Origin of the sequence: Tardiphaga sp. vice304 (genome assembly GCF_007018905.1) — a bacterium.
Taxonomy (GTDB): domain Bacteria; phylum Pseudomonadota; class Alphaproteobacteria; order Rhizobiales; family Xanthobacteraceae; genus Tardiphaga.
The window spans coordinates 3,656,212-3,671,315 of record NZ_CP041402.1 but is presented as its reverse complement, the minus strand read 5'-3'; the positions used below and the strand labels follow the sequence as shown (position 1 = coordinate 3,671,315).

At 59.5% G+C, this 15,104-nt stretch carries 11 protein-coding genes and 2 pseudogenes; 7 read left to right on the top strand and 6 right to left on the bottom strand.

Annotation, left to right across the window (positions count from 1 at the left end):
* Window positions 1-81: 81 nt before the first annotated feature.
* Window positions 82-840, top strand: a complete 759-nt coding sequence (gene recO / locus FNL56_RS17415) for a DNA repair protein RecO (RefSeq protein ID WP_143574144.1) — start codon at window positions 82-84, stop codon at window positions 838-840.
* On the opposite strand, the gene FNL56_RS17410 is transcribed toward recO, so the two are convergent.
* Window positions 820-1,599: a DUF3800 domain-containing protein gene (locus tag FNL56_RS17410; RefSeq protein ID WP_143582196.1), complete on the bottom strand. Its 780-nt coding sequence runs from the start codon at window positions 1,597-1,599 to the stop codon at window positions 820-822. The two genes, recO and FNL56_RS17410, sit on opposite strands and share 21 nt — an antisense overlap.
* Before the next feature lie 159 nt (window positions 1,600-1,758).
* Between FNL56_RS17410 and parC the strand changes: the two genes are divergently transcribed.
* Window positions 1,759-4,023 carry a DNA topoisomerase IV subunit A gene (gene parC / locus FNL56_RS17405; protein ID WP_143582195.1) on the top strand — a complete coding sequence of 755 codons (2,265 nt, stop codon included), beginning with the start codon at window positions 1,759-1,761 and terminating at the stop codon, window positions 4,021-4,023.
* A gap of 107 nt (window positions 4,024-4,130) precedes the next feature.
* Here parC and FNL56_RS17400 read toward each other — a convergent pair whose 3' ends face one another.
* Window positions 4,131-4,409, bottom strand: coding sequence for a transporter associated domain-containing protein (locus tag FNL56_RS17400; protein WP_246660695.1), 279 nt, complete (start codon window positions 4,407-4,409; stop codon window positions 4,131-4,133).
* A 219-nt stretch (window positions 4,410-4,628) separates the two neighbouring features.
* Between FNL56_RS17400 and FNL56_RS17395 the strand changes: the two are divergent.
* The 5 genes and pseudogenes from FNL56_RS17395 to FNL56_RS17375 all read left to right on the top strand — a co-directional run.
* Window positions 4,629-5,512, top strand: a pseudogene (locus FNL56_RS17395) (IS3 family transposase); the annotation flags it as partial.
* 179 nt (window positions 5,513-5,691) lie between these two features.
* Window positions 5,692-7,200: an IS21 family transposase gene (istA, locus tag FNL56_RS17390; protein WP_143577665.1), complete on the top strand. Its 1,509-nt coding sequence runs from the start codon at window positions 5,692-5,694 to the stop codon at window positions 7,198-7,200.
* On the top strand, window positions 7,197-8,006 hold the full coding sequence (gene istB / locus FNL56_RS17385) for an IS21-like element helper ATPase IstB (RefSeq protein ID WP_143581712.1): 810 nt from the start codon (window positions 7,197-7,199) through the stop codon (window positions 8,004-8,006). The genes istA and istB overlap by 4 nt, the downstream gene beginning before the upstream one ends.
* Before the next feature lie 140 nt (window positions 8,007-8,146).
* A pseudogene (locus FNL56_RS17380) lies at window positions 8,147-8,377 on the top strand (integrase core domain-containing protein); the annotation flags it as partial.
* 120 nt (window positions 8,378-8,497) lie between these two features.
* Window positions 8,498-9,016, top strand: a complete 519-nt coding sequence (locus tag FNL56_RS17375; protein WP_143582194.1) for a hypothetical protein — start codon at window positions 8,498-8,500, stop codon at window positions 9,014-9,016.
* 229 nt (window positions 9,017-9,245) lie between these two features.
* On the opposite strand, the gene FNL56_RS17370 is transcribed toward FNL56_RS17375, so the two are convergent.
* The 4 genes from FNL56_RS17370 to FNL56_RS17355 form a co-directional block, all read right to left on the bottom strand.
* Window positions 9,246-10,070, bottom strand: a complete 825-nt coding sequence (locus FNL56_RS17370) for an IS5 family transposase (RefSeq protein ID WP_143577461.1) — start codon at window positions 10,068-10,070, stop codon at window positions 9,246-9,248.
* 609 nt (window positions 10,071-10,679) lie between these two features.
* A complete protein-coding gene (locus FNL56_RS17365; RefSeq protein WP_143577452.1) occupies window positions 10,680-11,762 on the bottom strand; it encodes an IS5 family transposase in 1,083 nt (360 codons plus the stop codon).
* A 542-nt stretch (window positions 11,763-12,304) separates the two neighbouring features.
* Complete coding sequence (locus FNL56_RS17360; protein ID WP_143582193.1) at window positions 12,305-13,606, bottom strand: hemolysin family protein; 1,302 nt, start codon at window positions 13,604-13,606, stop codon at window positions 12,305-12,307.
* A gap of 80 nt (window positions 13,607-13,686) precedes the next feature.
* Window positions 13,687-14,882 (bottom strand): IS3 family transposase gene (locus FNL56_RS17355; RefSeq protein WP_441351235.1). Its coding sequence is split into 2 segments (ribosomal slippage): window positions 13,687-14,621 and window positions 14,621-14,882, totalling 1,197 coding nucleotides; the frame shifts between segments, so codons are not numbered across the junction.
* Window positions 14,883-15,104: the final 222 nt, after the last annotated feature.

The following is a 15,104-nucleotide window of genomic DNA, read 5'->3' as shown; positions in this document are numbered from 1 at the left end:
GACGCATCTAAGCCATTTTTCAACCGCGCTGCATCACAAACGTTCCTCCGCGCTGGCAACCGCTTGTGGTAAAACATCGCCATGGAATGGACCGACGAAGGCATCGTGCTGGGGGTGCGTAAGCATGGCGAGGCCTCGGCCATTGTCGAGCTGTTGACCCGCGACCACGGCCGCCATCTCGGCATGGTGCGCGGCGGCGCGGGGTCAAAGATGCGGCCGATGCTGCAGCCCGGCAACTCGGTGCGAGCGACCTGGCGGGCGCGGATCGACGAGCAGCTCGGCTACTATTTGATGGAAGCGACCAAGATGCGGGCCGCGACGGTGCTCGGCTCCGGCCACGCGGTCTATGGCGTCACCCATCTGGCCTCGCTGGCCCGGCTGCTGCCGGAGCGCGACCCGCATGAGGACATCTACGAGATGCTGGAACGCATCCTCAACGACTTTGACGATGTCAGCGAGGCGGCGATCCATGTGGTGCGTTTCGAACTGGCAATGCTGGCCGAACTCGGCTTCGGCCTCGATCTGGAAAACTGCGCCGCCACCGGCGTCACCACCGACCTTATCTACGTCTCGCCGAAGTCCGGCGGTGCGGTGTCACGCACGGCAGGTGAGCCCTGGCGCGACCGCCTGATGCGGCTGCCGCCGTTCTTGCGCGAGAGCGGCGAGGGCGGTCGAAACAGCTGGTCCGACCAGGACCTGCAGGACGGCTTCGACCTCACCGGCCGGTTCCTAATGAGAAACGTGCTGGAACCGCGCGGGCAGGGCCATTCGGATGCGCGGGACGGTTTCATCCATGCGGTGGCGAAGCACCTGCAGCGGCTAGACTCTGCGTCTGGTTAATGGGCTGGGCAACCACGTCAGTACGTTCGGCGTTGCTTGCAGGAGGGGCAGCTGCATTTGACATCTAGCGGTGCGAAATAAACAAGTCCGTGTATGGACGCCGCCGACCGTATCGAACTTCGGTGCAATGATATCGAAAAGTGAGGCATCCTCTTTTTCGAAATAGCGACGGATCGCATGCGCAATAAGGTCTGCAAACTGGATCAGCCTTGTGGCTATGGAATCCACGAACATCGGGACGTCGGCCAGATTGTAAATCTGTCCCCACCGATGCCCCGACTTACGAAAATTCAAGGCAAGCCCTTGGAGGGATGTTTCGTAGGACGACTTGTCCAAAATGATCAATCCGCGCTGTGTATCACCCGCTTTGTGCAGTCTGCCGAGAAAGCGATCGAAGCGATTGCAGAGCTGCTCGAAGGCGTATTCCATAGGATCATTGGGCGACAATGCGGCTTTGTGAATCGCTGCGCCAAAGATGGTTACGTGGTTCGACACCCGCAGAACGCCGAGGGCTTCCTGATAGGCCTTGAAGCGATCTGCTTTGCTGATGCCCCGCCAGTGCTTTTTGCCGCTCAGAATATCTGAGCCGCGAAATTCGAGATTTTCTGCATTGTCCGGCCAAAATTGTTTGGCGATATCGTCCATCTTGCCGGCAAACCAGTGCGGTTGGCGCTCGAACACCGAAAGTCCGGCCAACACAATGTGCCGGTCAGATGCGTTGGTGACGGAGCCTGAATCGTCGAGATACAGCAGATGCATGACAAAAAAGGCGGCCGGGCAGGACAGTACGTCCCGTCGGTCTGCGTATGCAGACCATCCCAACTACAACTTTAAATATACTTTATTAGGTAAGATTTGCAAGTGCTTTACTGAGATTCATTTCTTGCCCGATTCGCATTCTGCGGCTAACCCCTGCGCATGGGAAAAAGACTGATTCCGCCGCAAGAGCCGGCTGAGATCCACGAAGTGCAGCTGCGTGACGCGCTCGAGGAGCGCTATCTCGCTTATGCGCTATCGACCATCATGCATCGCGCGCTGCCGGACGCCCGCGACGGGCTGAAGCCGGTGCACCGCCGCATCCTGTATGGCATGCGGCTCTTACGGCTCGACCCCGGCACGCCGTTCAAGAAATCCGCAAAAATCGTCGGCGACGTGATGGGCTCGTTCCATCCGCACGGCGACCAGTCGATCTATGACGCGCTGGTGCGCCTGGCGCAGGACTTCTCCTCGCGCTACCCGCTGGTCGACGGCCAGGGCAACTTCGGCAATATCGACGGCGATAGCGCTGCCGCCTACCGCTACACCGAAGCCCGCATGACCGACGTCGCGCGGCTGCTGCTGGAGGGCATCGACGAAGACGCCGTCGAGCTGAAGCCGAATTACGACGGCCAGACCAAGGAGCCCTCGGTGCTCCCCGGCGGTTTTCCGAACCTGCTGGCCAACGGCGCGCAGGGCATCGCCGTCGGCATGGCGACCTCGATCCCGCCGCACAATGTCGCCGAACTGTGCGACGCCGCCTTGCACCTGATCGAGAAGCCGGACGCCAAGTCGAAGGCGCTGCTGCGCTGGGTCAAGGGCCCGGATTTCCCGACCGGCGGCATCATCGTCGACAGCAAGGAAAGCATCGCCGAGGCCTACATGACCGGGCGCGGCTCGTTCCGCACCCGCGCCAAATGGGAGAAGGAGGAGGGCGCCCGCGGCATGTGGACCGTGGTCGTCACGCAGATCCCGTGGCTGGTGCAGAAGTCGCGGCTGATCGAGAAGATCGCCGAACTGCTCAACGACAAGAAGCTGCCGCTGCTCGGCGACATCCGCGACGAATCCGCCGAAGACGTGCGCATCGTCATTGAGCCGAAATCGAAGACGGTCGATCCCGAACTGGTGATGGAATCGCTGTTCCGGCTGACCGAACTCGAGAGCAAGATCCCGCTGAACCTCAACGTGCTGGTCAAGGGAAAGATTCCGAAGGTGCTCGGCCTCGCCGAATGCCTGCGCGAATGGCTCGACCATCTGCGCGACGTCTTGCTGCGCCGCTCCAATTATCGCAAGGGCCAGATCGAGCATCGTCTCGAAGTGCTCGGCGGCTATCTGATTGCGTACTTGAACATCGACAAGGTGATCAAGATCATCCGCTCTGAGGATGAGCCGAAGCCGGTGCTGATGAAGACCTTCACGCTTTCGGACGTGCAGGCCGAGGCAATCCTCAACATGCGGCTGCGCAGCCTGCGCAAGCTGGAAGAATTCGAGATCCGCACCGAAGACAAGAAGCTGCGCGACGAGTTGCGCGGCATCAACGCGATCCTGAAGTCCGAGACCGAGCAGTGGGGCAAGGTCGCCGAGCAGGTGCGAAAAGTCCGCGATATGTTCGGGCCGAAGACGCCGCTCGGCAAGCGCCGCACGATGTTCGCGGATGCGCCGGAGCACGATCTCGCTGCATTGGAAGAGTCGCTCGTCGAGCGCGAGCCGGTCACGGTGGTGATCTCCGACAAGGGCTGGGTGCGCACGCTGAAGGGCCATGTCGCCGATACATCGGGTCTCGTCTTCAAGACCGACGACAGGCTCGACAAGGCATTCTTCGCCGAGACCACCTCGAAGCTGATGCTGCTCGCGACCAACGGCCGCTTCTATGCGCTCGACGTGTCGAAGCTGCCCGGCGGCCGCGGCCATGGCGAGCCGATCCGCATGTTCATCGACATGGAAGGCGACGCCGCCATCGTGTCGCTGTTCGTCCACAAGGGCGGCCGCAAGTTCCTGATCGCCAGCCACGACGGACAGGGCTTCATGGTCAATGAGGATGATTGCGTCGGCAACACCCGCAAGGGCAAGCAGGTCCTCAATGTCGACATGCCGAACGAAGCCAAGGCGCTGACCGTGGTCGAGGAAGGCAACGACAGTGTTGCGGTGATCGGCGAGAACCGCAAGATGCTGATCTTCCCGCTGGCCGACGTGCCGGAGATGAGCCGCGGCCGCGGCGTGCGGCTGCAGAAGTACAAGGATGGCGGGCTCTCCGGCGTCGCCACCTTCACCGCTAAGGCCGGCCTGTTCTGGCGCGACGGCGCCGGCCGCGAGTTTTCGGCGACCATGAAGGAACTGGCCGAATGGCGCGGCAACCGCGCCGACGCCGGCCGGCTGCCGCCGAAGGGCTTCCCGAAGTCGAACAAGTTCGGCCGCGGGATGGAGTAGGGCGCAAGGTAGCCCGGATGGAGCGAAGCGAAATCAGGGGCCGGCGATTCAATATGGACGGTCTTCCCGGATTGCGCTTCGTTCCATCCGGGCTACGGACTTCAGCGCTACCCCAGCGCGACTTCTTCCGCCTGGCTCGCCAGCACCTTGTCGATGCGGCGGCCGTCGAGGTCCATCACTTCGAAGCGCCAACCGTGCGCCACGACGTGATCGCCCTCGTCGGCGATCTTGCCGAACTCCTGCAGCAGGAATCCCGCGAAGGTCTGGTACGGTCGCTGTTGCAGCGGCAGCTCGATGTGCAGCAGCTCGGCAAAGTCCACCGCCGGCATCCAGCCCGCGATCAGGTAGCTTCCGTCGTCGTGCAGGAAAAAGGACCCGTCTGGCAAGACTACCTAACGAATGGGTGTAGCTATCGTTATAATTGCAATGTAAAAAATGTTCGCTACGAGGTGCCGAATACAATTCAGTAGCAGGAAAACGTATGACACTTGCATTTCTAAAGTTCGCTCGCTTCTTGGTGCCGTCTGACGTGCCCCCACCAAATTAGGCCAGTTTGACCTGGAATTTTCCATTTATGATCCCCTGACGGGGACGAGGAGAGTTCCATGAAGGCATCGAAGTTTTCAGAAGCGCAGATCGTATTCGTTTTGAAGCAGGCGGAAGATGGCTCGGCAGTCGCGGAGGTCTGCCGCAAGGCCGGGATCAGCGAGGCTACTTTTTACAACTGGCGGAAGAAGTATGCAGGCCTGATGCCCTCGGAGATGAAGCGCTTGCGTCAGCTGGAGGAAGAGAATGGCAAGCTGAAGCGGATCGTAGCTGACCTGTCGCTGGACAAGGCCATGCTGCAGGATGTGCTCTCAAAAAAACTCTGAGGCCTGACCGCAAGCGCGAGCTTGTCGACAGGGTGTGCGGCGACTGGAAGGTCTCGATCAGGCGGGCCTGTTCGACGCTCCGGATCGATCGCGCACTTTACGGCTACAAGTCGAAGCGTGGCGACCAGGCCGCTCTCAAACACCGGATCAGGGAGATCTGCGAGACGCGGGTGAGATACGGCTATCGCCGGGTCCATGTCCTACTGCTGCGTGAGGGCTGGGACGTCAACGTCAAGCGTGTCTACCGTCTTTATAGGGAGTTGAGCCTGCAATTGCGCAACAAAACGCCGAAGCGTCGCGTGAAGGCCAAGCTGCGTGAGGATCGAACAGATGCTGTCCAGGTCAACGAGACCTGGGCAATGGACTTCGTGCACGACCAGCTCGCCACGGGCCGCAAGATCCGCGTGCTGACGATCGTCGATACCTTTAGCCGCTTCTCGCCAGCCGTCGATCCGCGTTTCAGTTATCGTGGCGAGGATGTCGTGGTCACCCTAGAGCGCATCTGCAAGACCGTTGGCTATCCGAAAACCATCCGTGTCGACCAGGGATCAGAGTTCATCTCTCGCGATCTCGATATCTGGGCTTATCAGAAGGGCGTCGTGCTGGATGTAGCGCGACAATCAGGATGAGAATCCCGCGACAATCAGGATGAGAATGCGCCGCTGCTGGGTTGACGAAGGGAGGGCGTAGCCCGACCGGAGGCAGCCCAGCAGCGGCGTGTCGCCCGAACGGGCCTCATTTGGCGGTAACGGCGGCTGGTCAAAGATCGGGTTTCTCCTTTGAGAGGACCAATTCTTTGGCCGGCCGGCATGTCACCGATCAACAAATGAGGCTTTTCATGAGCTTGCGTCGCAACCATTCGCCAGCCGTCGCCGCTGCAAAGGCTGGTTTCAGCACCTCCGCCGCCTACCGGTTCGAAAAGGATCCCCGACTTCCCACCCAGAAGAAGTCGCCCCGCGAACGCCGCCGCGCTGATCCATTTGCCGATCTTTGGGAGAACGACATCCTCCCGATGCTGAACGCCGCCCCAGGCTTACGGCCGATCGCCGTGTTCGAGGAACTATGCCGCCGACATCCGGAGCTGGGTTCTGGAACGCGGCGGACGCTCGAGCGGCGCATTCGGGCATGGCGGGCGGTGAACGGGCCGGATCGGGAGGTGATCTTCCGTCAGGAACATCCGCCGGGCCGCATGGGGTTGTCGGACTTCACCGAGGTTGCCGATCTCGGCGTCACCATTGCAGGCCAGTTGCTGGACTGCCGGCTCTATCACTTCCGGCTGCCTTTCTCCGGCTTCGAACACGCCCATGTCGTACTCGGTGGCGAAAGTTTTGTCGCGCTGGCGGAAGGCTTGCAGAACGCGCTGTGGTCGCTGGGCGGGGTGCCGGAGCAGCACCGCAGCGACAGCCTGTCAGCCGCGTTCCGCAATCTCGGCGCTGAAGCCAAGGAGGATTTGACGACGCGCTACGAGGCGTTCTGCAGTCATTACGGCATGACGCCGACCCGCAACAATCCCGGCGTGTCGCATGAGAACGGCTCGATCGAAAGTGCGCATGGCCATCTCAAGAGAGCGCTGGCCGATGCCCTGCTGCTGCGTGCCTCTCGCGACTTCGACGATCTTCCGGCATGGCGTGGTTTTGTCGACGAGATCGTTGGCCGCGGCAACGCGCGCAATGCCAAGCGCATCGATCAGGAGCGGACGGCGCTACAGAAACTGCCGGTCCGCAAGACCGCCGATTATGAGGAGGTCAACGTCGATGTAACGACATCAAGCGCCTTCACGTTGCGCAAGGTGTTTTACTCGGTCCCCTCCCGCTTGATCGGTCACCGGCTGCGGGTGCGTCTCTATGACGACCGGCTCGAATGCTTCCAGGGCGCCACCCACATCGTCACCCTGCGGCGCGGGCGAAGCCAGCCCAACGGCAAACACGGCCACGTCATCGACTATCGTCACGTCATCCATTCGCTGCGCCGCAAACCGATGGCGCTGCTCAATCTGGTCTATCGAGACCAGTTGTTCCCCCGCCGCGTTTACGCTCGTGCGTTCGACGCCTTGCTCGCCGGCATTGGCGAAAGACCAGCCTGCCGTGCGATGGTCGGGCTTCTGGCGCTCGCACATGAACGGGCCTGCGAAGCGGAACTCGGTGCCGTGCTGCAAGCCACGCTCGACGACGGCATCCTGCCGGATCTCAAGGCGCTGATCGAACGCTTCCGACCGAAGGGCATGGCACTACCGGTCGTCGTCGTCACGCTGCCCTCGCTCGCCATCTACGACCAGATCGCAGCAGCCGTGGGAGAAGTCGCATGAACGCGACCGTCAAGATCGACGCCGCCCGTGTCGAATTGCTGCTCAGCGAACTGCGTCTGCCCGGCATCAAGCTGATCTGGGCCGCCCTGGCGGAAACCGCCGATAAGGAAGGCTGGCCCGCCGCACGCTTTTTGGCCGCGCTGGCTGAACAGGAGATGGTGGAGCGAAACCGTCGTCGCTTCGAACGTCATCTGGATGAAGCCCGCCTGCCGCCGGGCAAGACCCTCGCTGCATTCGACTTCGATGCAGTGCCGATGATCTCAAAGGCGCAGGTGCAGGCTCTCGCCGCCGGTGACGCGTGGCTCGACAGGGGCGCCAATCTGTTGTGTTTTGGCCCGCCTGGCGGCGGCAAATCGCATCTGGCAGCGGCGCTCGGCATGTCCCTGATCGAAAAGGGTTGGCGCGTGTTGTTCACCAGAACCACCGATCTCGTGCAAAAGCTCCAGATCGCGCGCCGCGACCTCACGCTCGAAGCCGCGATAGCCAAGCTCGACAAATATCATCTGCTGATCCTCGACGATCTCGCCTATGTGACCAAAGATCAAGCCGAGACCAGCGTTCTGTTCGAACTGATCAGCGCCCGCTACGAACGCCGCTCAATGCTCATCACCGCCAATCAGCCATTCGGTGAATGGGGAAAAATCTTCCCGGACCAAGCCATGACGCTGGCGGCGATCGACCGCCTCGTCCACCACGCCACGATCCTCGAAATGAATGTCGACAGCTATCGCCGAAAAGAGGCTGTCGACAAAGCCCGCGGAGCCGGAAGGCCGCCAACGCGCGCGACAATCAAAGCGTCATCCTGATTGTCGCTCCACGACAATCAACTCCACGACACGCAATTATCACTTGCGTTATCGTCAGGCCGCGACAATCATCCCCACGCCGCGACCGCTAAATTGCCATCCTGATTGTCGCGCTTCCCATCCAGATTGACGCGCTACAGCTGGACTTCTCGCGGCCAGGCAAGCCGACGGACAACAGCTTCATCGAATCCTTCAACGGCAAGTTCAGAAGCGAATGCCTGAACACGCACTGGTTACTGAGCCTTGACGACGCACGGCAGAAAATGGAGGATTGGCGTAGAGACTACAACGAAGTCCGGCCACATAGCGCGATCGGTAACAAGGCGCCGATATCGCTGTTGAATGGCTCATCGGCGCCCCCGCCGGCATGAGCCTAACCCCGGAAAATTCCAGCTCCGGCTGGCCTAGTTTTGGGGAGCACTTCACGGCAGCCATCATTTTGATTTACGCTAAGCTATTGGGGGGGGGTCACAGGGTGGTGGACCACCACATTGCCAGACTTTAGCAAGGCTGAATTTCTGCCCTCAATAATTGTGCCAGGAGCACTTGATTATATAACTCCGTTCCGGCGTTGGGCAAACGCAACGCATCATAAGAAAATTAGTGAAAGTATTAGACAAGGGCTGGTGTCAATCAGCGGTTATCCCGACCAACCCGAGCGTTATACTTGGAAGAATTTAAGGTCGTTATTTTTCACCCTTATCGACCAAGATGAAAGCTTGAAGCAGAAAAGAAGTCTCGCCTACGCTAACGGTGCTGTCTGGTCCTCTTGTGCGGACTCGACGGTTATAGCGTTGATTTTCTTTCTCGTGGCGTTGGCATTTTACTTTATAGGGTTGGAGGAGGCGTTTCCTGCAGCTATGATTTTCTTGATTATTGTTGCGGTTTCTATATTCGGTTCGATCGTCTGTACTAAAAGGCAAGTGGAAATTGCAATAGAGCAGCTTGAGATAATTGGGTTGAAATACAGGACCAGTGTAGAAAAAAGACTCAATGCTCTTGACCAATGATCCGGTGTTGAAAGCGATCGATAGCACGGTTGAAGCAATACGCCAGCGTGCGACAGCTAATTGGATACTAGCGTTCTCAGGTGGAAAGGATTCATCTGCTGCTCTAAAGATATTTTTGGCTGCTTATAAAAAAGCTCGCATTTCCTTGGCTAGCGTAACAGTAATATACTGTGATACTGGAGTTGAGAATCCGATCTTAGAGTCTGACTCATAATGAATTCGTTTGATTTCAGGCTTTTGCAAGCCGTCTTATAAGGACGCGAATGTGAGCGACGAACGCCCAGGCAACGGCGCTGGCGATTGTGGTCTCGAAGTCCTTTGCCAATCTGCGGCAGCGACCGAGCCATCCGAACGTTCGTTCGACGACCCATCGGCGCGGTAGGATTTCGAAGCCCTGCTCCCTGTCGGATCGTTTTATGATTTCTATCGTCCAATTGCCGATGCGCTTCAAAGCTTGACGCAGCTTATCTCCGGCATAGCCACCATCGGCAAAAATATGGCGCAGCCACGGATAGCGATAACGTATCGAAGCAAGAACGCACGGGGCACCATCACGGTCCTGAATGCTGGCTTCGTGCACGACCAGCCCGACCAAGTTTCCTTGCGTGTCGGTGACGATGTGGCGCTTGCGGCCCTTGATTTTCTTACCTGCATCATAGCCCCGGGGGCCGCCGCTTTCCGTGGTTTTCACCGACTGGCTGTCAATCACTCCGGCCGTTGGGCTCGCCTCTCGGCCAGCCGCCTCGCGCGAGGCCATCACGAGCGTGTAGTTCAGCGACGCAAACAGTCCGCCGCGCGACCACGCGTAGAAATAGCCCTGCACCGTCGAGTAGGGCGGGAAATCCTTGGGCAACTGCCGCCATTGGCAGCCGGTCGACGCAATATACAGGATCGCATCCATCACCGTTCGCATATCTGTCGCACGCGGGCGACCGAGCGCCGAAGCAGGCGGCAGAAGCGGCTCCATCACAAACCACTCGGCATCCGTCGTATCGCTTTCATATCGCAAGCTCGCCCGCCTATAGTGTCGGCGGGTGATTTCAGTCCAGACCATCGTGCTCTCCCTCGAATCTTCGCAAATCCGAAGGAATCACAACTGGCTGAAATCACTCAGCTTCTTTTTCAGTCAGCCTCTTAGACGCATACGTTCGCGGCCTTTTTGGTAAATTAAATCAAGAATTGGGTGGATTATCCGCAAGTTTTAAAACGCATGTACTTAAGTCCCCACTACACGATAGATTCTTTGTGAAAATAATTGGCAGGGGTTATCCGCCTCCGACGAATAATTTTCGATGGTGCACAACGGGTCTGAGAATAAAGCCTGTTTCTGCTTTTATTGCGCGCCATGATCCCGCAAATACAGTTGTTATACTCGGCCTACGCGCTGCCGAGAGTCAGCAAAGGGATCGCTCCCTAGCTAAAAGCGCCAATCTGTATTGGCAAAAGCAACGTGAGGGTAAGGGGGATTATGACCTCTTCCTTCCGATTGTCGAACTGAATGTGTCCGAGGTCTGGGATGCCATCTTCGGTCTTTCGACGCCGACATCACTAGCAGTCCGCTGAAAAACCCAAAATCCGACTATTTTCTTTCCAGCGGACAGGCGCGATGGTGGTGTAGTTAGCTGATCGGGCGTCGCGCGTCGTCGCCTGGACGGCGTGGAAGCTATGCGGCGAGCAGTTTTGGAATGCGGATCAGGTTGTAGGCGATTAGGTTGAGCATGAAGTCGGCGGCGACAGCGCCGATGCCGCGATGTTTGGTCTTGCGCATCGTGCCGTGTTGCTTGCCCCATCCGAAGATGCATTCGATCATCGCGCGCCGTGTCTGCGACATACCATAGCCCTCGTGGCGGGTGGTTCGCTCGTCGATCGCGCTGCGACGGCTGCGGCCGGTCTTGCCGATTGTATTGTTCTGCGTCACATGCGGCGTCACCTCGATGGCGCGCAGATTGGCGACATGATCGGCGGTGTCATAGGCCTTGTCCGCGCCGGCGGTGATGCGCCGGCCGGCCTGTTTGGCCTTGGCCTTGAGCATCTTCTCCGCGGCGCGACGCTCGGCGGTGCCGCTGGCATGCGTCACCATCCCGGCGACCGCCAGACCATTGCGGTTCTCCATGGTGGCATGGCCCATGTAGCAGAGCCTGGCCTCGCGGCCGGTGGCCTTGCGGTAGAGCCGGCTGTCGGGATCGCTGGTGGAGGCATGGGTGTCGTTTTTGCGGGTCTGGCCATGGAAGTTGGTGCCGTCGTCGCCGTCACTGCCGTCCTTGGGGCGGAAGCTCTTGTGGGAAGCCCAGGCTTCGATCAGCGTGCCGTCCACCGAGAAATGCTCGTCCGACAACAGCGCCTTGACCTCGGCGAGGTTCAGAAGCCTGGTCATGAACTTCGTGAACACGTCGCCGTTCTGCAGTCGCTCGCGGTTCTTCGTGAAGGTGGTCGGGTTCCAGACCCGGTCGTCCGGCGACAGCCCCACGAACCAGCGATACAATAGATTGTAGTCCAGTTGCTCCATCAGCTGGCGTTCCGAGCGGATGCCATAGAACACCTGCAGCAGCAGCGCGCTGAGCAATTGCTCAGGCGGGATCGACGGACGACCTTCCTTCGCATAGAGGCTGGAAAAGCTGCGGCTCATCTCGCCCAGCACATCACGGACTAGCGCCCGGACTTTCCTCAGCGGATGGTTCTGGGGCACCCGCGCATCCGGCGAGATATATGAAAACAGCCCGCCTTGATCCTCGAATGTCCCGCGCATGCCGACCTCCACCGATTCTCGACCAAATTGAATCAGGAAATGAACGCCGCCGCGAGGGATTTTTCAGCAAACTGCTAGATCCGTCGACGCTCGAAACTCTATATCGAGGCGCTTCTGGCGAGTGCCCAATCATTAAATCGCCTCAAGCTCCCCCATGTTCATCCGGTCGGTTCGGTTGCTGGACTTGCACTGTAGTGAGAAAGGATAAATCGGCTAAAGAGTTGATCAGAGCGGGGCATCTTGAACTGCTGCCCTTCCTGAACTTTCGCGACTGGCTATCAGAATTTCGAAATAATCCCTCTAAGAGGTGGGAGAAGCGAAGAAGCGGAAATGAGGGTCTTGGCCCTTTTACTCTGGAAGCTAGGCGCGAAATTCTGAAACGGGTGGACGATTTGGAGGATCTAACACGAACGCAGATTATAAGTCCTGATGAGCGAGGACTGATAGCAAGCCTTTGGAATATGGATCGCTTTCCACGTCTAAGTTCGAAAGGCGCAATTTGAGTGGCGGTGCATTCGGAGTCGATATAGTGAGCGATGCAACTACCCCAGCGCAACTTCTTCCACCTGGCTCGCCAGCACCTTGTCGATGCGGCGGCCGTCGAGGTCCATCACTTCGAAGCGCCACCCGTGCGCCACGACGTGATCGCCCTCGTCGGGAATCTTGCCGAATTCCTGCAGCAGGAACCCCGCGAAGGTCTGGTACGGTCGCTGTTGCAGCGGCAGCTCGATGTGGAGCAGCTCGGCAAAGTCCACCGCCGGCATCCAGCCTGATATCAGATAGCTGCCATCTTCCCGCTGATGGTACGGCGCTTCGGCCGGTCCGTCCTCGGTATGGAACGAGCCGACGATCGACTCCAGAATATCGGCCGAGGTCACGACGCCCTGGAACACGCCGTATTCGTCGTGCACGAGGCCCATATGTACCGGCGAGTCCCTGAGGATGGCGACGACGTCGCGGGCATCCACCGAGTCCGGGATCACCGGCGCCTCGCGCACCAGCGCGCGCAGGTCCGGCGTCTGGCCGGACAGATACACATCGAGCAGGTCCTTGGCCTGGATGATGCCCACCGCGGAATCACGATTGCCGTCGAACACCGCAAAGCGCGAATGGCTGCTGTCGCGCAGCTGCGCGAAAATGTCGGCGATCTCGTCGGCCAGGTCGATCATCGCCACTTCATGGCGCGGCGTCATCACCGCGCCGACCGGCAGGTCGCCGAGCCGCATCACGCCGGCGATCATTTCCTTCTCGCCGGGTTCCAGCACACCCGCCGTTTCGGCTTCGGTGACCAGCGAGCGGATTTCGTCTTCGCTGATCTTTTCCTCCGCGTCGCCGCGCTGGCCGAGCAGCCACAGCAATGCCTTGCCGGAACGATCCAGCAGCCATACGAGCGGCAGCGAGATCTTCGCCAGCAGCACCATCGCCGGAGCGACGCGCACGGCGACCGCCTCGGGATCGCGCAGCGCGATCTGCTTGGGAACCAGCTCGCCGATGATCAGCGACGCATAGGTGATCAGGCTGACGACGATGCCGACGCCCAGCGTATCGGCGAGGCCCTTGGAGACGCCGACGCCGAGCAGGAACTCGGTGAGCCGCTGGCCCAGCGTCGCGCCCGAGATCGCGCCGGACAGCACGCCGATCAGCGTGATGCCTATCTGAACGGTGGAAAGGAATTTTCCGGGATCGGACGCCAGCGCCAGAGCGCGGCGGGAGCCCCTGACGCCTTTCTCCACGAGAGCGGCGAGGCGCGCCGGACGGGCCGATACGATCGCCAGCTCGGACATCGCGAGCAGGCCGTTGATGACGATCAGGACCGTGATGATCCCGAGTTCGAGAGATAACACGTGTTTTCCTTCTTGGATGATGACAGTCATGATAGCGCATCATCCTGTCGCTGCGTAGCCGTTGACCTGAGCCCCAAGCTTCATCCAGCGATGGGAAGAATCCTTTGATCATTTGAGCCTGTGTGGCTCGGTGATGCAACGGGACGGGGCGCGGAGCCCCAAATCAGCTCATGCGGTCCGTCCCGTTGCATGTCGGACGCGTGGAGCTTGGCATAGGTAGCCGGTGGAAGATTGCCGATCGCGCTGTGAGGGCGGACGGTGTTGTAGTCGTCCTGCCATTCAGCAAGGACTTCGCGGGCATGGTTGAGGGACGAGAACAACGTCTCGTTCAGGAGTTCGTCGCGCAGGCGCCCATTGAAGCTTTCTACGAATGCGTTCTGCTGCGGCTTGCCTGGTGCGATGTAGTGCCATTCGATCCTGGTCTGCTGTGACCATCGCAAGATGGCCATGCTGGTAAATTCGGTACCGTTATCGCTGACGATCGTTAGCGGGGGACCACGCCGGGCGATCACCGCATCGAGCTCTCGGCCGACCCTTGTGCCCGAGAGCGACGTATCGGCAACCAATGCGATGCACTCGCGGGTGAAGTCGTCCACCACGGCCAGCATGCGGAAGCGCCGGCTGTCGGTCAGCGTGTCGCTGACAAAGTCGAGCGACCAGCGATGGTTGGGACCTTGGGGCAACGTCATCGGAGCCCTTGTTCCCAGCGCTTTCTTGCGACCACCACGCCGTCGAACCTGAAGCCGCTCCTCGGCGTACAGACGCCGCAGCTTCTTGTGATTGATCGAAACGCCATCGATGCGCAACAGTAGGAGCAGGCGACGGTAGCCAAACCGCCGTCTGATATTGGCCAGTTCGCGCAACCTCGCGCGAATGACAACATCGTCGGGCCGCACGCTGCGATAGCGTACCGAGGTTCGATCCGCTCCGATGACCGCACACGCCCGCCGCTGGCTGACCTCAAAACTTGAACAAAGGTGAGCCACAGCTTGTCGCTTCGCGACGGGCGTCATCATTTTTTTGAATTGAGATCCTTCAACATGGCGTTGTCGAGCATCGCTTCGGCCAGCAGCTTTTTTAGCTTGGCATTCTCGTCGGTCAGAACCTTCAGGCGGCGGGCCTCCGACACATCGAGCCCACCATACTTCGCCTTCCATTTGTAGAACGTCGCGCTGCTGATCCCGTGCTTGCGACAAACGTCCCCGGTCTTTGAGCCTGCCTCGTGCTCCCGCAGGATCGCGATGATCCGCTCTTCCGTGAACCTCGACTGCTTCATCTCCGTCTCCCTTCAGGTGACGGATTCTACCCATTTTTGGCGGAAGTTCAGGGGCTCAGGTCACCGTGCGAATGTCAAAAGTCATCGGTTCAGCAGGTTGTGCTTGATGCACAGGTCGCTTGAGAGCGCGCTGCTATTCGACGTTGACGACTATTTCCGGGCGGCATGGCATATCGGCAGCGACGACCTGCGCAACTTCCCGGGATCGCCGCTAATAAAGCG